Here is a 20,409-nt window from a genome sequence, read left to right on the forward strand (position 1 = left end):
ATGACCGGAGACGCCACCACGCTGGCTGAGGCTATCAAGGTCGGACGCCTGACCGCATTCGATGCGATGCAGGCTTCTCTCCACGCCGCGCATGACCTTGAGGCGCTCGGTGCGATCGTCTATCTCAATCGGGAGTTGGGCGAAAGCGCCGCGCGCGGCATGGATCGCGAACGCGATAGCGCAACCCTTATATTTCAGGAGCGCCCGTTCGCGGGCGTGCCTACGCTCGCCAAGGATCTCGGCGGGCCGTTCGCAGGACTGCCGGTCACTGCCGGCTCACGGCTGTTCAAGCGCGAGCCATCCAAATCGGATTCAGATCTGGCAAAGCGGTTTCGCCATGCCGGCTTCTGTCCTTTCGGCGTGACAACGAGCCCGGAATTCGGCCTTTCGTTTGCGAGCGAGCCTGCGATTGGGCCGATTTGCCACAATCCGCTTGATCGGTCGCTGACACCGGGGGGGTCCTCGGGCGGTGCCGCCGCGGCGGTCGCGGCCGGAATCGTCGCGATCGCGCATGCGACCGATGCCGGCGGCTCGATCCGCGTGCCGGCGGCATGCTGCGGTCTCGTGGGGTTGAAACCGGGACGCGGCGCCGTCCCGGCAGGGCCCTCTTTCGGCAACCATCTCGGCGGAATCGCAAACGAGTTGGTCGTGGCGCGTTCGGTGCGTGATGCGGCGTCTGCTTTCGAAGCCCTCGGTGGACAGGCGCGCGGACCTTTCGCGGACAGCGCACCGGTACGCTTCGAGGCGATGGCGCTTCGGGTTGGCGTCCTCACGGACACGGGCGCCGCGCAGCCCACATCAGCCGAGCGAAGCGCAGCCGTCGAGGCCGCGGCTCTCGGCCTCGAGGCGCAGGGACACACACTCGTTCCGCTCGACTGGATGGAATTCGAGGCCATGGTTGCTGCGAGCGGCAGGACGTTTGGCGGCATCGTTGCGGTCAACCTCGCGGCCATGGTGGAGTCGTCGGGCATCGCGATCGAGGGAGCGGAACCCCTGACGCAGGCGTTTGTGGCGCGTGGCCGCGCGATGTCTGGCACCTCGCTCTGGGACATCCTGAACGAGGGCGTACTCGTGAGCCGCGACCTTTGGCGGGTCTTCCAACGCGTCGATGTCATCGTGACGCCGATGTTGGCCAGCGCACCCTTGCCAATAGGTTCTTTCCCGACCAATCATGAGGACGCCGAGCTCCAGCTCGACCGCATGGCCACATTCGCGCCGCTTGCATCTCTCGCCAATATCTCGGGCTTTCCCGCGATCACGCTGCCGTTCGGCGCGGACGCAGGGGGCCTGCCGCTTCCGGTGCAACTGATGGCCCCGTTCGGTCATGAGCCGCTGCTTCTTGCGCTCGCAGCCCGGCTCGAGTCCGAGGACCGCTGGCAACACAGATTTCCCGTCGCGGGGCTCGCAGCATGACAACACCAGTCCTCGACATTATCGGCGTCAGCAAGCGCTTTGGCGACACCCTCGCAAACGACGGAATTTCCATGTCGCTCGGCAAGGGCGAGATCGTGGCGTTGCTTGGCGAGAATGGCGCCGGCAAGACGACACTGATGAGCATTCTCTTCGGCCACTATGTGCCAGACGACGGCCAAATCCGGATCGATGGCGAAGAACTGCCTCCCGGCAAACCACGCGCCGCCATCGGCGCCGGGGTCGGCATGGTGCACCAGCACTTCTCCCTGGCGTCCAATCTCACGGTGCTTGAGAATGTTATGACCGGGACCGAGCAGCTATGGAAGCTGTGGTCGGCAACCCAGCAGGCGCGCAGGAAGCTTGTAAGGATCGCTGAGCGTTTCGGACTCAAGGTCGATCCTGATGCCCGGCTCGGCGACCTCTCCGTTGGCGAGCAGCAGCGGGTGGAAATATTGAAGGCGCTCTACAATGACGCCCGTATCCTGATCCTCGACGAGCCCACCGCGGTGCTGACCAATATCGAGGCAGAGCGGCTGTTTGCGACGCTCAAGGACATGGCGCGACAGGGCCTGTCACTGATCTTCATCTCACACAAGCTCGATGAAGTGATGGCGACCGCCCACCGTATCGTCGTACTGCGCGGTGGAAAGGTGGTGGCCGAGCGCAAGGCGTCGGAAAGCAACAAGGCCGAGCTCGCAGAACTTATGGTGGGTCGCCGCGTAATGCGGCCGGTGCGCGAACCCTCAACGCCGGGCGCCGTGGTGTTGGAAGTGCGTGACCTCGGCGTTCGGATCGGTGGCGTCGAGCGGCTGAAGGATATCGGCTTCGCGCTGCGCGAGGGGGAGGTGCTGGGCATCATCGGCGTGTCCGGCAATGGCCAGGTGCCGCTCGCCCGCGTGCTTTCGGGCACGCTCGCGCGCACCTCCGGCGAACTTCTGCTCTATGGCGAGGCAGTGGGGCATCTCAGTGTCGGCGATGTTGTCGACGCCGGTATCGGTCGCGTCCCCGAAGACCGCAATGGCGAAGGCGTGATCGGGGAAATGTCGATCTGGGAGAATGCAGTGCTGGAAAGGCTGCCGGCCTACTCCCACAACGGTCTCGTCGATCGCAAGGCCGGGATGGCCTTCGCCAGGTCCATCATCGATGCCTTCGACGTGCGCGGCGGGACGCCCGCGAGCCGCACGCGGCTTCTTTCGGGCGGCAACATGCAGAAACTTATCCTCGGCCGCAACCTGTCGCACAGACCGCGCATCCTAATCGCTGCGCAACCTGCACGCGGGCTCGACGAGGGCGCAGTCGCGGCCGTCCACACCCGGATTCTCGAGGCCCGGAAGGCGGGTACAGCAGTGCTGTTGATCTCCGAGGACCTCGACGAGGTTATCTCCCTGGCCGACCGGATCCAAGCGATCGTTGGTGGGAGGCTCTCGCCGCCCCTCGACGCTGGAAGGGTCGATGCCCGGCGGCTTGGACTTATGATGTCCGGCGACTGGAGCCACGTGGCGGAGGCCGCCCATGCGCCTTGAACGTCGCGAACACCGTCCGCTGCTGCTGCTGATCGGTGCACCGATCGCAGCGATCGTCGCAGCACTCGCCCTCTCGGGCATCCTGATCGCCATTGCAGGCGCACCGGTGTTTGATGCCTACAGGCGGATCCTGATCGGCGCCTTCGGCTCGCGGCTTTCGGCGACCGAGACGTTGACCCGAGCCACACCGTTGATCCTGACAGGACTGGCGGCCGCCGTCGCCTTCCGTGCCCGGCTCTGGAATATCGGTGCCGAGGGACAGTTCTATCTCGGTGCGATCGCTGTCGCCGCGTTCGGTTCCAAGCTGCTGGCGGATCTGCCAGGCCCGATCCTGATCCCGCTGCTGCTGGTCATCGGCGCGATCGCGGGAATGGCGCTGATCCTCGTGCCGCTCTGGCTGAGATTGCGCTTCTCGGTCGATGAGGTCGTGACCAGTCTGCTCATGAACTTCATCGCCGTTCTCTTCGTCTCGATGCTCATCGATGGCGTGCTTAAGGATCCCCTCGCCTTTGGCTGGCCACAGTCCCAGCCGGTGGCCGACCATGCAACGCTTCCGAAGCTCATCGCGCGGTCGCGGCTTCATATCGGCCTTGCGATTGCAATCGTTTTGGCTGTCGTGGTTTACCTCGTCCAGTCACGTACCGTGTTCGGCCTGCAGTCGCGCGCGGCGGGGCTCAATCCGCAAGGGGCCCTCTTCATGGGCGTGCCGCTCGGGCGCACGCTTGTCAAAGTTGCCTGTCTCTCCGGTGGGCTTGCGGGCCTGGCCGGCGCGATTGAAGTTATGGGGATCAAGGGTTATGTCACAACCGACCTGTCCCCGGGCTACGGCTATGCCGGCATCGTCGTCGCCATGCTCGCCAATCTCAATCCGATCGGCGTCGTCTTGGCAGCCCTGTTCACCGCCATCATGTTCGTGGGGGCCGATGGCATGAGCCGCAGCCTTGGAATCCCGACCTACATCGCCGATGTCACCGTGGCGCTAGCGCTGCTCACCATGCTGGTCGCCCTCTTCTTCACCCAGTTTAGGATCCGCCGATGAGCGTCGTTTTCGACATACTGGCCTCGGCGGGTCTCTGGGCAGCGATCCTGCGCATTGCCACACCGCTGATCTTCGGGACGCTCGGCGCGCTGCTCTGCGAGCGGGCAGGCGTCCTCAATCTCGGCATCGAAGGTATCATGACCTTCGGCGCGATGATCGGCTGGCTTGCCGTGTTCCACGGTGCGGATCTGTGGACAGGCGTGCTGGTCGCCGCGATCTCTGGTGCCCTTTTCGGCGTTCTGCATTCGCTGCTGACGGTTACACTCGGGCTCTCGCAACACGTCTCGGGGTTGGGCGTGACGCTCTTCGCCTCGAGCTTCAGCTACTACGTCTTCCGGCTGGTTGTCCCCGTGGCGGGCACACCGCCAACGGTCATGCCGTTCCAGCCGATCGACATTCCGGCGCTTTCGTCGCTTCCCTTCATCGGCCCGGCTTTTTTCACCCAGACGGCTCCGACCTATCTCGCCATCGTCGTCGCGCTGATCATGGCCTATATCATCTTCCGCACGCCTGTCGGGCTTGCAATCCGGATGACGGGGGAGAACCCGCATGCCGCCGAAGCTCAAGGGGTGAACCCGATGAAGGTGCGCTACGGCGCGGTGATCGTCGGCAGTGCGCTGATGGCTGTCGGCGGCGCTTTCCTCACGCTTTCGGCGTTCAACTCCTTCTTCCCGACCATGGTACAGGGACGCGGCTGGATCTGCATCGCGCTCGTGGTGTTCGCCTCCTGGCGACCGGGGCGGGCACTGTTCGGTGCGCTGCTCTTCGCCTTTTTCGATGCCTTCCAGCTCAGGCTGCAGACAGTCGTCGAAGGCGTGCCTTACCAGATCTTCCTGATGACGCCTTACATCCTCTCCATCTTCGCACTCGCCCTCATGGCGCGACGAGCCCGCGTACCGCAGGCGCTGATGCAGCCCTACCGCCGCGGCGAACGATAATTTGAAAGGTCCTGACATGTTTGATCTCATTGTCCGAAACGCGAACCTTCCCGATGGGCGTAGCGGCATCGACATCGCAATCACCCGAGGCAAGATCGCCGCAATCGAGAAGGGGATCGCGGCCAGTGCCGGCGAGGAGATAGATGCGACCGACCGACTGGTGAGCCCGCCTTTCATCGACCCGCATTTCCACATGGATGCAACGCTGTCGCTCGGCATTCCCCGCATGAACGTGTCCGGCACGTTGCTCGAAGGCATCGCGCTTTGGGGTGAGCTCCGACCGATCGTCACCAAGGAGGAACTGGTCGAGCGGGCGCTACGCTATTGCGACCTCGCAGTTACGCAGGGCCTGCTCTTCATCCGCAGCCATGTCGATACGTCCGATCCCAGGCTCGTCACGGTCGAAGCGCTGCTGGAAGTTAAAGATCGCGTCAAGCCTTATATCGAGCTGCAGCTCGTGGCCTTTCCACAGGACGGCTATTATCGCGCGAAGGACGGTGTCGCCGCGCTCAACCGCGCACTCGACATGGGCGTCGACATTGTCGGCGGCATTCCGCATTTCGAGCGCACCATGGAGGATGGCCGGCTATCGGTGGAGGCGCTCTGCCGGATAGCCGCCGACCGAGGCCTGCCCGTCGACATGCATTGCGACGAGACCGACGATCCGATGTCGCGCCATATCGAGACGCTGGCCGCCGAGACAATCCGCCACGGCCTGCAGGGTCGCGTCGCCGGCTCGCACCTCACGTCCATGCATTCCATGGACAACTACTACGTCTCGAAGCTCATCCCGCTGATGGCGGAGGCCCAAATCAACGTAATTCCCAATCCGCTGATCAACATCATGCTGCAGGGCCGGCACGACACCTATCCCAAGCGCCGGGGCATGACCCGTGTACGCGAGATGATGGCAGCCGGGCTCAATGTTTCTTTCGGGCATGATTGCGTGATGGATCCGTGGTATTCGATGGGGTCGGGCGACATGCTTGAGGTCGGACACATGGCGATCCATGTCGCCCAGATGGCAGGCATTGAAGACAAGAGACAGATCTTCGACGCACTCACGGTCAATTCTGCAAAAGCGCTCGGCCTCCAGGGCTATGGTTTGGAGAAAGGCTGCAAGGCCGACATCATTATCCTTCAGGCCGCCGATGCGATGGAGGCGCTCCGGCTGAAGCCGAACCGGCTTGCGGTCATCAAGGGCGGCAAGGTGATCGCCCGCACGGCGCCCCGGATAGGCGAACTCTTTCTCGACGGCCGCCCGAAGAGCATCGACGGCGGCCGAGACTACGTGCCGAAGATCCGATGAGACCGATGCCCGGGCGGCGGGGCTGGCGTGTTGACAATCTGATGCCAGCGCCGCGGCCGCGGCCATAGGGTACGATCCTCTGCGCGCTGCGCAGGGGCGTGCATCACCTAGGTCGCCGGTCACCTCGCCCAACAAATCTCCGAAAATCAAAAAGCCTGCCGCGGGAGGAGGTGCGGCAGGCTTTCCGAAAAGAACCGAACAGCGACTTGGGAGGAGGAGTGCCGCCGTTCCGACAGACGTCCCTTCGGGAGGAGGAGTGGGCCGTCTGAACCCCGAAGCTTTGCGGGAGGAGGTGCATCGCTTCGATGGCTTGATCATACACCGACCCTGCAGTGTACCAATGTCTTCTGCTGCACTGCAGCTATGCACAAACTGCATGTCGGAAAGGGCCCAGATGAAACCGCCGATCTGATCGGCCCAAGGCAAAGTTCGACGCAAAAACGCCCGCGTCATTAGCGGGCGTCGAGCAGTCTTCGGATCAAATACTGTGCGGTTAGCGCGCGACCGATGCGCGCGCCACGCTGCGGATATCGGCGCGGTCGATGCCGAGGTCCTGCAGTTCACGGCTGGACATGCGGCTGAGTTCGGTGACTGTCTGACGGAACTTGCGCCAATTGTTGAAGGAGCGTGCTACGTTCATGATGATCCCCTTTCCTGAGGGCTGTCTGACGTCACCAATCTTGCTTGGTCCGGCGTCGTTTCGATGAGTGGAACATAGATGGTTCAATCGGTTTAAAACAGTGACAATCCCTCGCACCACCTATGCACTGGGCGCATGGAACGTTATTTTTTGCACGGAAAGCTCTTTTTCAAGCAGCGGCATCAAAATCCTTCCCGAGGGGTGACTTGTTTCTGGTCATTGATCTGCCATCACTTCGGCTATACATCGGACTGATCGCTACATGCGACTTCCATACGGTTAGACAACTCGCATTCGCGCGAAAGCGGCAGGACGTTGTCAGCCTGCCGGTCACACCTTCTTCACGTCTTTCCAGATCGGGCTGTCGTCTGCGGATCCGCCATGATGAAATCGAAGCTGCGTGGTTACAGTTCGCCGAAGCCATTTGTCGTGGAACAGCCTAACAGCCACCCTTAGTCCGGCCGGATCGATCGCGGGGAACAGATCTCGCTAATATACGTTTGTGGGAAGCCTGACTGCGAGGACGCCATGATCAGCATATGGGATGCAAACGTTGAGTTGAGGATAGATGAGCGCTTTCACGTGATCAGGAGCGCTCGAGAGGCAGTCGCATTCCTGAAGAGATACTGGCCAGAGACAAAGAGCGCGAGTTACGCAAAAGCGCGGAAGGCATGCCTGGACGCGGCGAAGGGGATTGTCCCTGGCGCGGAAGCGCGTGTCGCGTTTGAGGCTGCGGCGAAGGAGGCTGGCATCCTGCGACAAAATTGATGTCGCTCCGTTGCCGTTGCTTGGCCAGCGACGCAGCGACGGCATTCAATCGTCTCCAGGGGAAAGAGTCTTATGTAGAGGGCAGTGTCGTTCACGGCCTTCCGATCGGAACAATGATGCGGCTGGTTGGTTGACGGAGATCAAAGAAGGAAGAAACGACGATGACTATCCCCGTAAACCCAGGGCCTGATTTTCCGGGGCCAACACCGCCCGTCCCGCCGCTCGATCAGCCGAACCCGACTCCCGATGAGCCCGATCCTGACCGGCTGCCGGATGACAAACCCGAACCAAATCCGGACCTGCCGAGCATTGGCGATGTTTTGAGAGACCTAAGCTGAACTGGCAGATCGACGGTTGCATCCACACGCCTGAGGGTGGTGGGCACATACCGCCCTGCGTGACGGCATTTACGTCTTTTTTCCGGCGACAGCGACTCTCCTTCCGAGCCCTCTTCAAGGCGACGCTGAATTCAGCGCCTTTTGCGACGAACATCACGCTTTTTCACTGCAGGACTCCTGTGAGGTTGCTCTCGTGAGAAACGCACCCGAACGTCAAAAGATACATGCGAATCAAGCCGCTAATCGCGGCTTGCAATGCAGGAAGCGCGCCACGGCCAAGCATTTGAAAAATGAATCGTTTTGAAACGGAACGATTCGCCCGGTGATTCGGTTGAATCGCGGTGGCGTCGGGAGTGGTGGTGTCATGGTTGCCCCAAGAGCGAATTGGAAAGGCTCCGTTAAGTTCGGGGAGGTCACCTGCCCGGTGGCACTCTACACCGCCGCGTCCTCGTCCGAGCGCATCGCATTCAATACCCTCAATCGTAAAACCGGAAACCGGGTCAAGCGGGAGTTCGTGGACAGTGAAACGGGTGACCCCGTCGAGCGCGACGATCAAGTCAAAGGTTACGAAATTGAGAACGGTCAGTACATAGTACTTGAACCAGAGGAGGTCGCGGCTGCAGTGCCTGACAGTGACAAAACTTTGAAAATCGAGGCTTTCATTCCCTGCTCGCAGATCGATACGACGTATTTTGACAAGCCCTACTATTTGGCCCCCGACAAGATGGGCACGGATGCCTTTGTACTTCTGCGCGATGGCATGAAAAAGGAAAAAGTCGCTGCCATTGCCCGCACCGTTCTCTTCCGCAGGATGCGCACCGTCCTCATCCGCGCGCAAGGCAAAGGCCTCATCGCCAACACTCTCAACTTTGATTATGAGGTCCGTTCATCGGAAAAAGCGTTCGAGGAAATGCCTGACCTCAAGATCGAAGGCGAAATGCTCGAGCTTGCGCAACACATCATCGGCACCAAGAAGGGCAGTTTCGATGCGCGCACATTCGACGACCGCTACGAGGCAGCCGTTGCCGAACTGGTGAAAGCCAAGATCGAGGGCCGTTCGCTGCCGAAGAGGAAGATACCAGTGGCCTCGAAGCCGAGCGACCTCCTGCAGGCGCTGCGCGAAAGTGCTGGCATGGGCGCGAAAGCGGCCAAACCGAAACGCACCGCTGCCAACGCCAACAAGGGTGCTGCTCGTCAGAAAGCGGCAAAACCGGCGGAGAAGCCCAAGCCCGCCGCGGCGCGCCCGCGGCGAGCGGGTTAGTTGGAGGATATTGCCGTGGCAGTTCGTCCCTACTGGAAAGGCTATCTCAAGCTCTCGCTGGTCACCTGCCCGGTGCAAATGATGCCAGCCACCTCGGAGAACGAGAAGGTCCGTTTCCATACCCTGAACCGCGAGACCCAAAACCGTGTTGTCAGCCGTTACGTGGATTCGGTCACCGGGAAAGAAGTAAAGGAGGAAGACGAAGTCAAAGGCTATCAGCGTGGCGAAAACGAATACATTATTCTGGAGGATGAAGAGCTCGAGAATGTCGCGCTGGACAGCACAAAAACGATCGACATCTCCACCTTTACGCAGCGCGACAGCATCGAGTGGATCTGGCTGGACACCCCCTACTACCTTTCCCCAAACGACCCTGTGGGCCAGGAAGCCTTCTCCGTCATTCGTGACGCCATGGCGTCCCAGGACATGGTGGGCATCTCCCGGCTGGTCATCACCCGTCGTGAACGCGCCGTCATGCTGGAGCCGCGCGGCAAGGGTATTGTTCTTTGGACGTTGCGCTATGGTGACGAGGTCAGGGATGAAGAAACCTATTTCGAGGGTATTGGCGATGACAACGCCGATCCCGAGATGATGCCACTCATCCAGCAACTGATTAAAAAGCAGACGCAGGACTGGACGCCCAAATTGGTCATCGACCCGGTGCAGGACCGGCTGCTAGACATCATCGACGCAAAGAAGAAGGCACTCAAGAAGCCGTCGAAGAGCAAGACCAAACCCGCATCGTCGCCAGCTCCGAACAATGTGGTCAACATCATGGACGCGTTGCGCAAGTCGGTTGCGGCGGAAAGCCGGTCTGGCAAATGAGCAGACGTGCTAAACTGCTACAGCAAGACGACCAGGTCGCCAAGTCTCGGTTGCGCTCGCGCCGCGACGAGGCACAACCCAACCTTCCATTCGATCCCATGCCGGAGCGCATCGAGCCATGTCTGGCGTTGCTGAAGACAACAGCACCGGCGGGCGGAGAGTGGGCCTTTGAGGTGAAATGGGACGGGTATAGGCTCGCTATCCATATTGAGCCGGCGCGTGTGCGCCTCATCACGCGCGGCGGCCACGACTGGACCCATCGCTTCCCGGCGATCGCCGCCGCCGCAAGTCAGCTTGGTGTCGCGACAGCTATCTTGGACGGAGAAGCCGTTGTTCTGGATGAACAAGGTCGATCTGATTTCGGGGCCCTGCAACGCTCGCTCGGCGGACGGGGCGGCAAGCGGACGTCGACGGAATCCATCTTCTATGCCTTCGACCTTCTTTATTTCGACGGTCATGATCTGACGCGGACAGAGCTCTCGGTCCGACGGCACCTTCTCGAGGACCTGATCGAGGGGGCCAGCGGCGCGATCCAGCTGTCGGAGGAAGTGGGTGGTGATGGTGCCAGGCTTCTGGAGAATGCATGCGCCATCGGACTGGAAGGTATCGTCGCCAAGCACCGCGCCAGCATTTACCGCTCGGGTCGCACCGGCGACTGGGTGAAGATCAAATGTGTGCAAAGTGAGAGCTTCATAGTTGTCGGATATGAGCAATCGGCCTCGGCGCGCGGCGGAATCGGCAGCTTGCTCCTTGCCGGCCGAAACGGAGACGATTGGGTCTATGTCGGCTCGGTCGGAACCGGGTTTAACACGAAGGATGCCGAGTACCTGCACAAGGCGCTCGACAAGCTCGAGACAAAACAACCGATCGTGCCGCTCAAGGGCAAGAACCTCGTCTTCACTCTGCCGACTCTGATCGCGGAAATCGAATTTCGTGGCTGGACCAAGGACGGTAATTTGCGCCATGCATCCTATAAAGGCCTGCGTGAGGTTCAGGATAACGCCGCGGTCTTTGATCTGGTCGAGCGAGCTGCCCCTCGATAATAATAGGGCGCTCGACCCTTGTCAGACCCGGACAATCGCGCCAAGCTGCTGCGGCAGGCGGCCGCGAAACGGGCAGCAAAAGATGACAATTGGCTGTCGGCAATCCAAATGCTGCTCATCGCTGCAGCGCTCATGGCACATCAACCCGAACCAGTTCGAAGAAATAAATTCGATCATCTTCCTGGATCCTCATCGCCCCCATAACCCTGCGATCGTCGATTCGGCGAAAATGATCGACAATGGGCTGGTCGTCATACACCATCGCAGCACTCGGCACGCCCTGGAAAGAAATTGTTCTCAAGGAAGCCACGGGACCCTTGGCCAGCAGTCCGCGCTGAAGATACGAAAACAGGTTTCTTGCAGCGCGGGTCTTCCCCATCTTGTGGAGACGGAGCGCGAGGCGAAGCGGTATTTTTGCGGGGTCGATCGGAACCAGTCGCCGATCGTCCAGGCGAAACAGAAGCGCATCCGCACGCATCTCCGGCGTGAACCGCTTGCCGAACCAGCCGAGGTTTTCCAGCACGCCGTCGAGCGGATGGCCGGAGGGAATGCCCCGACCGGTCCATAGTCCGATCATGTCGCGCGGCTCGATCGACGGCAAACCTTGAAATACCTGAATCGCTTTCTGCATCGTTGGCCTGCTGAAGCCGGAGGTTCCTCTTCCGCAATCTACGGCTCCACCCGCGCGGTATCTGCCCTGTCCTAACCGTTGCTATTTGGAGCGCGCCTTCGGTAGCCACCTCCTCGAGCGAGCTCCTTTTTTTCCAGGCGGCGCTCGTGCTGGTCAGGTCGTCACCAACTCTTTCAGCGAACCGTGTCGCACCGGCTCCTTTGTTTACCTAACTGCCCGATACGTCGATCGCGCCCGCGACACTGAGACTGCGTTGGACGGCGTCGATTTGGCCGGCTGCGGTATCCACTGAGACCTCGATCTCGCCTGCGAGTGGAGCGTCACTTCGCGCGCCTTCTTCACGGGAGGCATCACCACCCGATGGCTGCGTGCCCGTGGTATTTTGATCTGTCGTAGACTGGATGAAGATGTCGGGCCTTGGGACGCCCTGTCGCTGAACCAGGTGCTCGACGGCAAGTTCGGCTGCCTCGCGTGTTCGGAAAGTGGCTCTGATCGTGATGATGCTGTCGTCAGCCATGTTGCTTGCTCCTGCTGCATATTGCCAAAAGACCAAACGCATTTAGAGCCCAGTAGTTTCGTAGAACAGCCGGTCAAGTGAGGACGGCGTGATTGGTCGATCCAGAACGTGCGCGCCGATCACCACGAGGCGACTTCGGTCGATCCTTGAGGTCGACGATCAATAGCAGCGTTCTGGTCAGGACGCCTGAGGAATTTTTCGGCGCTCGGCGAACCAAGACTGCTCGCGGCAAGCGAACAGTCACATTGTTCAAAAAATCAGATGCCGAGCGCCAATTAGAGATGTCCTGGACCCGTTTGTTGTTGAGCGAGCGCGTTGTCAGACGAGTTGACACTCGTACCTTCGGACCTAGCCAACCGCAACGCCCTCAGGACTTCGGTTTTCCTGCGCCGTGCGATCTCGCTTTCTTCGATGATGGCTTGTGCCTTTTGCTTGCTCTCGTCAAAAAGCCCGTATGCCGACCCGCCCCTTGGTCGCCGCTTCTTCGCCACTGTTGTCATTGCGGACATTCCTTTCGTCTCGTCGTTGCCTCAAGGCACCGACGCTCGCGGTTTGCTCGGAATGGTTCAACCAACCCTAATATAGCTTCCGCCAAGCGTGCATCTATTAAATTTCATAAGGCTGCAGGAGAATTGGTCCGATTTTTTACCCGCGATCCCCTTTCGCGGCCCAATTGATAACGATCTGACGAGAGCGTGAACGCGACACTTAAAGACCCACTCTGCTCGTGTCAGTCCCTGCTCCAGGAGACAGGGGTCAGCATTGAAAATTCTCTCAAGGCGATGGGATCGGAGTGCGCCAAAGGGATCATCCGCGACGGGCAGGCATTGGTGCTACGATGAAGTTCAAATCGACCATTTCTGAGGTTTTTGCCCGGGACATGGGTCGACGGCAATTGCCTCACCGGTTTCCCTCGATCCAGCCTCTCCGATCCTCTATTACGCCGGTGGATGGACGTGACATAGCCGTCAGTCATCATCTTTCCGGCCAGAGTGCATCTTCGTCCCGCTCATCCTTCTGTTCCTGGATAGATGCGGCGCACCGTAACGTGCCAGTCGCCGATATTAAGGCTGCCATGGTTCAAAATCGCCAGAACAATGAGCCGTTTTGCCGGTAGGAAACTCTCCGGCGACTGTCGGGCGATGATCTCTTCGGCTGCATCGGCGTCAAATACCCCCTCAACAACACTGAGGCCTTCGTGTTGTATAAGGATCTCGTACAGAGGGGAGGTCATGGTTTGCTTGCTGTCGGCTTCTATGCTTTTGCTCCGCAGCACCTGTGAATCGGGGCCGCGGGCGACCCCGTTAGCCCAACGGCACCTCCATGCGGAGCTCTAACCCGTTGTCGGTCCAATTTCGCTCCACATGGCCTCTGAGCTGTTTTTCGATGATTGCCGCGATCAGGATCGATCCAAAGCCTTTCTTCGTCTCGATGTTATCGTTGGGCGCGCCCCGTTCGATCCACTTGAATTTAATCCTGTTGCCATTCGGGATCGCTTTCCATTCAACGTTTATGCGGCCGCGTCGAGAAAGAAGCGCGCCATGCCGTGCTGCATTGACCGCCAACTCGTGTAGCACCAGTCCGAATGGCTGGACAAAGGGTGCGGGCAGCATGACCACCGGCCCGCTGATCTTCAGTCGTCGAGTAGCAAATGGTGCGATCTGCTGTCGAACAACCTCTTCCAAACTGATGGCGCTCCACCCACTTTCTGCGAGCAGGGTATGGACGCGGGCGAGTGCCTGCACGCGCTGCTGGATGGCCGCTGCGTAGAGATGAGGATCGTCAGCCTTACTGAGCCGGACGATGCTTTCCACTATCGCCAATACGTTCTTCGTCCTGTGATCCACTTCCTTCAACAACCGACGTTCGGAAGCTTCAAGCGCCTCAATTTTCCTCTGTTCGGTGACGTCGATCTGGGAGCCGAAGAAGTACGCCAACGTTCCGTCATCCGCATGAATCGGACTGATATGAAGCCGGTTCCAGAAAGGGGTACCATCCTTGCGATAGTTGAGTAGCTCGACTGTGGCTTCGCGCTCTTCAATAAGAGCCGAGCGGATAGCCGCAACGTCAGTCGGTGACGTCCCCTGTCCCTGCAGGATGCGGCAATTGCGACCGATGACTTCCTCCGCCGTGTAGCCGGTCAGCTCCAGAAACGCCCTGTTCGCGAGGACGATGGGCTGATCATAGTCACTCGCGTCTGCAACCACCATCGGCATCCGGGTGCGTTCAAACGCAAAGGCGGCGAGTTCCTTCCGGTCGGAAAAGCCTTTGCTGGACGACGCGGAGGGCACATCTCCATGAAGTTCGCTCGACATGTTGTCTTCGACTGACAATCAGAAAGTCCTCCGCTTTTGCTCAGCGGATCAACGCACTAGACGCGCCTTTGTTCATGTCAATCCATTCGGTACGACACATTCATTAGCAGGGTGCGGTGGCGCTTTAGCGGACCCGCGCAAACAACCCGCGGAGGTCAGCTCCCCACCTCGATCGACGCCCCGGGCCGCGGCGCTGATTTCGACGAATCGCCTCGTACTGGTTTGTTCAGCTATCGGTTTTAAAGAAATCGATCCAGTGCGCGCGTCGGACATGTTAAAATGAGGGAAGAGCGTGGCTTAGGCAAGCACTGGGGAACGGCAATTGGAACACGAACGGACATCCACCAAGACGTCAGCGCGCGAGCGGTTCCTCGAAGCAATCTTCCAGAGCGCCATCGATTACGGGATCATTTCGATGGATCTCGACGGACTCGTGACAAGCTGGAACGAAGGCGCGCGCCGGATCACCGGGTGGGCGCCGGAAGAAGTTGTCGGCAAGCCGGCGAGCCTTATTTTCACCCCCGAGGACAAAGAGCGCGGCTTACCGCAACAAGAGATGACGGCTGCCATCCACACCGGCCAGGGTACAGACGAGCGATGGCACCTGAAGAAGGACGGCTCGCGGTTTTGGGCATCTGGCGAGATGATGCCGTTAAAGGACGAAAAAGACGAGCTCGTCGGCTTGGTGAAGATCCTGCGCGACAGGACAGAACAGCGCGAGCAGGCCGAACGACAGCGGCTGCTGATGCATGAACTCAGCCACCGGATCAAGAACACGCTCTCGGTGGTCCAAGCGATCGTTACACAGTCGCTTAGAAACGTCGCGACGTTGGAAGAAGCGGCAGAGATCCTGCAGTCCCGCATCTGCGCCTACGCCAAGGCACATGATCTTCTCGTGAAGCAGGACTGGGTCGGCGCCAGCCTAAGGACTATCGTCGAGGCGGCCGTCAGCAATATGGGCTACGCGGATAGCGGACGTATCATGACGACGGGGCCCGAAATCCAACTGAGTCCGCAGGCAGCACTCTCCTTGTCACTGGTGTTTCACGAGCTGATGACCAACGCGGCCAAGTACGGCGCTCTTTCGAACGACAATGGCATCATCGAGGTTGAATGGCGACACGCGCGCATTAATGGCACGGACTGCCTTGTGGCTTCATGGCGTGAGGTCGGCGGTCCGCCCGTGCTGGAACCCAAGGAAGCAGGATTCGGGTCGAGGCTGATTAGGTCGAGCCTCCAGGCCTTCGGTGAGCTCACACTGGCCTACGAGCCGTCAGGCCTTGTGCTGGAGGTGACGATGCAACGGTCGAAGCTGAAGTTGGAAGAGGGCGACGCAGGGTAACGTTGGCTTCGCGTTTACACCGCAACATAAATCTGTGCGGCGCAATCTGGAGCAATCGCTCGTGTGCGGACTGCCCGCCGGGATACGCTCTGGTCACCAGCAACGCGCGCCTTATCTACATCTCTTGCCTCCTGCTGGCGGAGCACAATTCAGCAAATGGACCAGCAGAAAAAGAACGGGAGAATGAACGATGCAATCGAGCGCTTTGAAAGTCGGGATCGGTGCCCTCGCCTTTGTGGGGTTGTTCGCGGTGGGAGCACCCGGTTTTGCCGAGGAGATGAAGTTTAAGGCAGACCTCAAGGGGAGCACGGAGGTGCCGCCGGTGCAGACCAGCGCCACCGGCACAGCGGACATCACCTACGATTCTGCAAGTAAAAATCTCTCATGGACCATCGAGCACACCGGATTGAGCGGCGACGTCACCGCGGCCCATTTCCACGGACCGGCCGGGGTCGGGGTGAACGCGCCACCGGTCGTGCCGATCGACCTGTCGGCGGTGGCGAAGGGTTCCGCCACGCTCGACGACGCCCAAGCTAAAGATTTGACCGAAGGACGCTGGTATCTGAACCTGCACACTGCCGCCAACCCCGATGGGGAAATTCGCGGCCAGGTGACGAAGGCTCAATAAAACTCTCACTGCCACGGTGAGCGGTCGCCGTCGAAAGGCGGCGGTCGCTTGATCACATTCCAACTCCGTGGTCTCCTCCGCGTCAGTGTGGCGCGCAATCCTGCTGTGTATCTCAACCCATCGCGCAGGGCCGAGGCGCAGGACGCGCGAGCGCAAGCAGCACTCGCTTCTCGTCGGGGTAGACCAAATCTCGAAAATCATCCAGGTCCGAGTATCATACCCTCTGATGTGTCAGCCATTTTCGATAGCAAAGAGTGACTGGTGGTTTGCGCCCTTTTGCCGATGCCCCTCATAGCCTGTTTCAATTAACGTCTGCGCGGAACCTTCAGTGCCGCGGGCCGTTTATTATGATCAAAGCTGGTGTACGGCGATGCCCAAGAAAATTAACGTCCCACCCAAGTGCGAGTTCCTGGGCCCGTCCGCCGTTCCGACCCGGCCGAAGCCCGAAGCGCCGCTTGAGTCTGGTCACCGGAAACTGCCATGCCGGGACACGAGAGAGACACCGGCGCCGAATCCAGACGGCGACTTTATCGAGGCGCCGAAATCGCGTCCGCCGTGCAGCGCCCACCCCGGCGCGCGCGACGGTTTTTTGTTTGGCCCGTTCAAACTAATTGGCTCTCAAACGTTTCTTCTCCACTCCCCAATAATCGGAGGAAACGAAGATCGATTGGAACCGCGTTGAGGGGAACTGGAAGCAGGTCAAAGGCAAGGTTAAGGAGCAGTGGGGCAAGTTGACCGACGATGACCTTGATCGCATCGCCGGCAAGCGCGATCAGCTCGAAGGCACGATCCAACAGCGTTATGGCATCGAAAGGGACCGTGCCCGTGCCGACGTTGACGAGTGGTGCAATCGCCAGACATGGAACTGATGGTCCAGGAACGGGAACCCCGCTTCGGCGGGGTTTTTGTCTGCCGGAAACTCAGATGGCCGGATGACCCTACATAAGGAGAACGAGTGGTAAGCACCCTGTAAGTCCCGGCGAAGATGATGCGGGATCACTTCTTCAGGTCTTGGCCGAGGGTGCTGTCGTGCCAGTCGTTCTCGTATCGACGAACACTCATTAGCGCGGCGCGAAGCGCATTCCGCACCGCTTATCACGAGCTTCGGCGCGCTGTCGAGCGCTCCATCCGTTGCAGCAATGGTGAGGGAACAAATTTGCACCGACGAAGTTGAATGGCCCTATCAACCTGCTATCGGAGGACAACAATGGCTGAGAAGACACTCGACGACCTGTTCTTGGATACACTCAAGGACATCTACTTTGCGGAAAAGCAGATTTTGAAGGCACTTCCCAAGATGGCCCGTGCCGCTCAGTCCGAGGAAGGCAAGGCCGCTTTCCTTAAGCACCGTGACGAGACTGATGGTCAGATCGAACGGCTGCAGCAGGTCTTCGACATCGTTGGCAAGGCTGCCCGCGGCAAGACCTGCGAGGCCATCCAGGCCATCATCGCCGAGGGCGAAGAAATCATGGAGGAATACAAGGGATCTATCGCTCTTGACGCTGGCCTGATCTCATCGGCCCAGTCCGTCGAGCACTATGAAATCGCTCGCTATGGGACACTCAAGTCCTGGGCCGAGCAGCTCGGGCACGCGGAAGCAGTCGCATTACTCGACGCCAACCTGCAGGAAGAGATCGCGACGGACGAAATCCTAACGCAGCTCAGCGAAGCTTCGGCAAACCCAAAGGCCGCGGAGTCGAGGATTGCTTAACAGTACATATGAGCGGACAGGCTGAGAATGCACCCGCTTTCAGGACCTGCGGGAGGTGGCAAGGGCATGGCGCTCTTTCCGCGCCGCATCGATAGCGCGTATATGATGATCGGACGCCAGGACAACGAAAATCTCTATCTGCGCGCTCGGATAATCTTTTCCACTGGGAAGACGACGCGCATCTCGCGAGCCCCGTGAATCCTTGGGAGTTGGTCCAGATCGGCAACTGTGGCGCTGCGATCGAAACCGACCAGGGCTGGTTGGTATTGACGCACGGCGTCGGGGCGATGCGAAAATATGCGCTCGGTGCAATGCTTCTCGACAAAAGCCATCCGGCCCGAGTGCTCGGGCGCTCTCGGGTGCCGCTTCTCTCCCCGCCGGACGCCGAGCGCTGAAATGTCGTCTATCGCTGCGGCGCACTTGTCCATGCGGGCCTGCTGTTCCTGCCGTACGGCGTCGCGGACAGCACCGTGGCGTTCGCTACCGTGAAGCTCGACGCGTTGTTGGCCTCGTTTGACTAGCAGAGCGCTGATCTCAACCAGCTAGGTATCCGGGGATAGAGCGCCGGAGCGGTCCGATACCAGCAAAACAAGGCAGCTCGGTACACGGCGCTTGAAAGGAGAAAATCGATAAATGGAGGAGAACCACATTATCCCACAACTGGACGCTAAAAAATGGTCGCTTATCGCCGGTTCGGGCTCCCTGCAGAATGGCCTGCGCCGACTCGGCGACCATCCTGGTTGCTTTAGGAAATGTTCTCTTTCCTCTACGGGCAAAAAGGCGCACACTGCGATCCATTATCCAGTGCGCGATCATCGCCCATCGGGGCCGGAGCTCCCGGATCTCTGGACGCGGAAGGTATTCGACCCGACCGCGCTTTCCAGCCAATCGTCGAAACCGTGCAGAAGACCGGACTACGGCGCCTACGGGCCCGTGTGCGAGAGAAACCTGCCTTTACTCTTTCCAACGGCGTTTGGTGTGCAGCCGGGCTCCATTTGATCGGAGCGTCCGATGTTCATGATTACGCAATCCGAAGTGAAAAACAGGCTGCTCAGGAGGATGCCCCCCACCGCCTTCATGGTCCTGAGCCGCAAGATGGAACGGGTCGACCTCACCCTCAAAGACGTGCTGGTCGAAGCCCATCAACCGACGTCGCACGTCTGCTTCATCGAAAGTGGTCTGGCGTCTGTCGTGGCTGAATCGTCTGACGCCGAGACCGTCGAGGTCGGTCATGTCGGCCGCGAAGGCATGACAGGCTACCATGTGCTGCTCATGACCGAGACGAGCATGCACCGGACGTTCATGCAGACGGCCGGCAGCGGCTTCAAGGTGCCCGTTCATGCTCTGCGCGCTGTGTTTGCCGAGCATCCGGCCCTGCGCGACATGCTCTTGCGCTATGTTCACTGCTGCGAGACGCAGCTTGCGCATTCGGCGTTGGCGAACGCCCGATACAGCATGCACGAACGGCTCGCGCGCTGGCTGTTGATGTGCCACGATCGCCTCGATGGCGACGACCTGCCGCTGACCCATGAATTTCTCTCGCTGATGCTCGGCGTTCGGCGCTCCGGCGTGACGGACCAGCTTCATATTCTAGAGGGCTTGCATGCCATTAGGGCGACTCGGGGAAATATTCGTATTGTTAACCGGGCTAAACTCGAAGACATCGCCGGCGGTTGCTACGGTCTGCCAGAGGCGGAATATAGGCGTCTCATCGAATCCCCGGACGGGGCAGGAGAGACAAGCGGCCAGCTTGGCTGATCGGTCGAAAGCGTCGACGTCGGTAGTCTGTCGCACTTATGCAGAAGCGCACGGATGCTCCAAGCCGGCACGCAACTCGCCGAGCGCAGCGTCGACGAGAGAACTATCCGACCTGCGGATCTAAGCCTGCTGCTGCCGAAATACTCCCTTTGAGTTACAGCGGTTACCCGTTTGGGGCGATATTCAAGCAGCACAACTTGGCTCACAATCCTCGCACGAGCGTCCAAAGCGGCGCAACTCCGAAAGGGACAGTTCATGTCAGGCAAAGAACCGAATATGCAGCCCAATCGCGCGCGGCGCCACTTCCTCGGACTGGCGACTGCGGCGACAGCAAAAATCGCGCTCTTAGCCGCAGCTTTGTCTCCTTCGACTGCCCACGCCAAGGGAAAGGCGTGGTGGAAAACAGGCGG

Annotated in this window: 21 protein-coding genes; 16 read left to right on the forward strand and 5 right to left on the reverse strand. The window is 59.9% G+C overall.

What is annotated here, in order from left to right:
- From A3AY_RS0120465 to A3AY_RS0120485, 5 genes are read left to right on the forward strand one after another with little or no spacing between them, the layout of a single operon-like run.
- Entirely contained in the window at positions 1–1,413 is a 1,413-nt protein-coding gene (locus A3AY_RS0120465) for an amidase (RefSeq protein WP_018327541.1), read from the forward strand.
- On the forward strand, positions 1,410–2,936 hold the full coding sequence (locus A3AY_RS0120470; RefSeq protein WP_018327542.1) for an ABC transporter ATP-binding protein: 1,527 nt from the start codon (positions 1,410–1,412) through the stop codon (positions 2,934–2,936). Before A3AY_RS0120465 ends, A3AY_RS0120470 begins: the two co-directional genes overlap by 4 nt.
- A complete protein-coding gene (locus A3AY_RS0120475) occupies positions 2,926–3,975 on the forward strand; it encodes an ABC transporter permease (RefSeq protein WP_018327543.1) in 1,050 nt (349 codons plus the stop codon). Before A3AY_RS0120470 ends, A3AY_RS0120475 begins: the two co-directional genes overlap by 11 nt.
- Positions 3,972–4,913, forward strand: a complete 942-nt coding sequence (locus tag A3AY_RS0120480; protein WP_018327544.1) for an ABC transporter permease — start codon at positions 3,972–3,974, stop codon at positions 4,911–4,913. Before A3AY_RS0120475 ends, A3AY_RS0120480 begins: the two co-directional genes overlap by 4 nt.
- Before the next feature lie 16 nt (positions 4,914–4,929).
- Positions 4,930–6,222 (forward strand): amidohydrolase family protein, encoded by a 1,293-nt coding sequence (locus A3AY_RS0120485; protein WP_018327545.1) that lies wholly within the window; start codon positions 4,930–4,932, stop codon positions 6,220–6,222.
- A gap of 493 nt (positions 6,223–6,715) precedes the next feature.
- On the opposite strand, the gene A3AY_RS38025 is transcribed toward A3AY_RS0120485, so the two are convergent.
- Complete coding sequence (locus A3AY_RS38025; RefSeq protein ID WP_018327546.1) at positions 6,716–6,862, reverse strand: DUF1127 domain-containing protein; 147 nt, start codon at positions 6,860–6,862, stop codon at positions 6,716–6,718.
- A gap of 528 nt (positions 6,863–7,390) precedes the next feature.
- Here A3AY_RS38025 and A3AY_RS0120495 point away from each other — a divergent pair.
- From A3AY_RS0120495 to ligD, 4 genes are all read left to right on the forward strand, one after another.
- Positions 7,391–7,630: a DUF982 domain-containing protein gene (locus A3AY_RS0120495; RefSeq protein ID WP_018327547.1), complete on the forward strand. Its 240-nt coding sequence runs from the start codon at positions 7,391–7,393 to the stop codon at positions 7,628–7,630.
- Between the two features lie 702 nt (positions 7,631–8,332).
- Positions 8,333–9,229 carry a non-homologous end joining protein Ku gene (gene ku / locus A3AY_RS0120500; RefSeq protein WP_026203656.1) on the forward strand — a complete coding sequence of 299 codons (897 nt, stop codon included), beginning with the start codon at positions 8,333–8,335 and terminating at the stop codon, positions 9,227–9,229.
- Positions 9,230–9,244: 15 nt separating this feature from the next.
- The gene (gene ku / locus A3AY_RS0120505) at positions 9,245–10,054 is read left to right on the forward strand and encodes a non-homologous end joining protein Ku (protein WP_026203657.1); all 810 of its coding nucleotides are present in this window, start codon (positions 9,245–9,247) and stop codon (positions 10,052–10,054) included.
- Positions 10,051–11,097 (forward strand): non-homologous end-joining DNA ligase, encoded by a 1,047-nt coding sequence (gene ligD / locus A3AY_RS0120510; RefSeq protein WP_018327550.1) that lies wholly within the window; start codon positions 10,051–10,053, stop codon positions 11,095–11,097. Before ku (A3AY_RS0120505) ends, ligD begins: the two co-directional genes overlap by 4 nt.
- Before the next feature lie 130 nt (positions 11,098–11,227).
- On the opposite strand, the gene A3AY_RS0120515 is transcribed toward ligD, so the two are convergent.
- The 4 genes from A3AY_RS0120515 to lov form a co-directional block, all read right to left on the reverse strand.
- Complete coding sequence (locus A3AY_RS0120515; RefSeq protein WP_018327551.1) at positions 11,228–11,728, reverse strand: DUF4334 domain-containing protein; 501 nt, start codon at positions 11,726–11,728, stop codon at positions 11,228–11,230.
- 208 nt (positions 11,729–11,936) lie between these two features.
- Entirely contained in the window at positions 11,937–12,245 is a 309-nt protein-coding gene (locus A3AY_RS0120520; RefSeq protein WP_018327552.1) for a hypothetical protein, read from the reverse strand.
- A 1,009-nt stretch (positions 12,246–13,254) separates the two neighbouring features.
- Positions 13,255–13,479, reverse strand: a complete 225-nt coding sequence (locus tag A3AY_RS0120530) for a hypothetical protein (RefSeq protein WP_018327554.1) — start codon at positions 13,477–13,479, stop codon at positions 13,255–13,257.
- 70 nt (positions 13,480–13,549) lie between these two features.
- Positions 13,550–14,560: a blue-light-activated histidine kinase gene (gene lov / locus A3AY_RS0120535; protein ID WP_018327555.1), complete on the reverse strand. Its 1,011-nt coding sequence runs from the start codon at positions 14,558–14,560 to the stop codon at positions 13,550–13,552.
- Positions 14,561–14,882: 322 nt separating this feature from the next.
- On the opposite strand from lov, the gene A3AY_RS0120540 reads away from it, so the two are divergent.
- The 7 genes from A3AY_RS0120540 to A3AY_RS0120570 all read left to right on the forward strand — a co-directional run bounded on the left by A3AY_RS0120540 (position 14,883) and on the right by A3AY_RS0120570 (position 19,999).
- Entirely contained in the window at positions 14,883–15,902 is a 1,020-nt protein-coding gene (locus A3AY_RS0120540) for a sensor histidine kinase (RefSeq protein WP_018327556.1), read from the forward strand.
- Between the two features lie 190 nt (positions 15,903–16,092).
- Positions 16,093–16,530, forward strand: a complete 438-nt coding sequence (locus tag A3AY_RS0120545) for a CHRD domain-containing protein (protein WP_018327557.1) — start codon at positions 16,093–16,095, stop codon at positions 16,528–16,530.
- Positions 16,531–17,192: 662 nt separating this feature from the next.
- Positions 17,193–17,399 carry a CsbD family protein gene (locus A3AY_RS0120550; RefSeq protein ID WP_026203658.1) on the forward strand — a complete coding sequence of 69 codons (207 nt, stop codon included), beginning with the start codon at positions 17,193–17,195 and terminating at the stop codon, positions 17,397–17,399.
- Between the two features lie 338 nt (positions 17,400–17,737).
- Positions 17,738–18,241, forward strand: coding sequence for a YciE/YciF ferroxidase family protein (locus A3AY_RS0120555; protein WP_018327559.1), 504 nt, complete (start codon positions 17,738–17,740; stop codon positions 18,239–18,241).
- Positions 18,242–18,435: 194 nt separating this feature from the next.
- Positions 18,436–18,636, forward strand: a complete 201-nt coding sequence (locus A3AY_RS40170; RefSeq protein WP_018327560.1) for a glycoside hydrolase family 130 protein — start codon at positions 18,436–18,438, stop codon at positions 18,634–18,636.
- A 238-nt stretch (positions 18,637–18,874) separates the two neighbouring features.
- Positions 18,875–19,240 (forward strand): hypothetical protein, encoded by a 366-nt coding sequence (locus A3AY_RS39790; RefSeq protein WP_162709265.1) that lies wholly within the window; start codon positions 18,875–18,877, stop codon positions 19,238–19,240.
- A 12-nt stretch (positions 19,241–19,252) separates the two neighbouring features.
- Complete coding sequence (locus tag A3AY_RS0120570; protein WP_018327561.1) at positions 19,253–19,999, forward strand: Crp/Fnr family transcriptional regulator; 747 nt, start codon at positions 19,253–19,255, stop codon at positions 19,997–19,999.
- Positions 20,000–20,409 lie beyond the last annotated feature (410 nt).

Source organism: Rhizobium giardinii bv. giardinii H152, from assembly GCF_000379605.1.
GTDB classification, from domain to species: Bacteria; Pseudomonadota; Alphaproteobacteria; order Rhizobiales; family Rhizobiaceae; genus Pararhizobium; species Pararhizobium giardinii.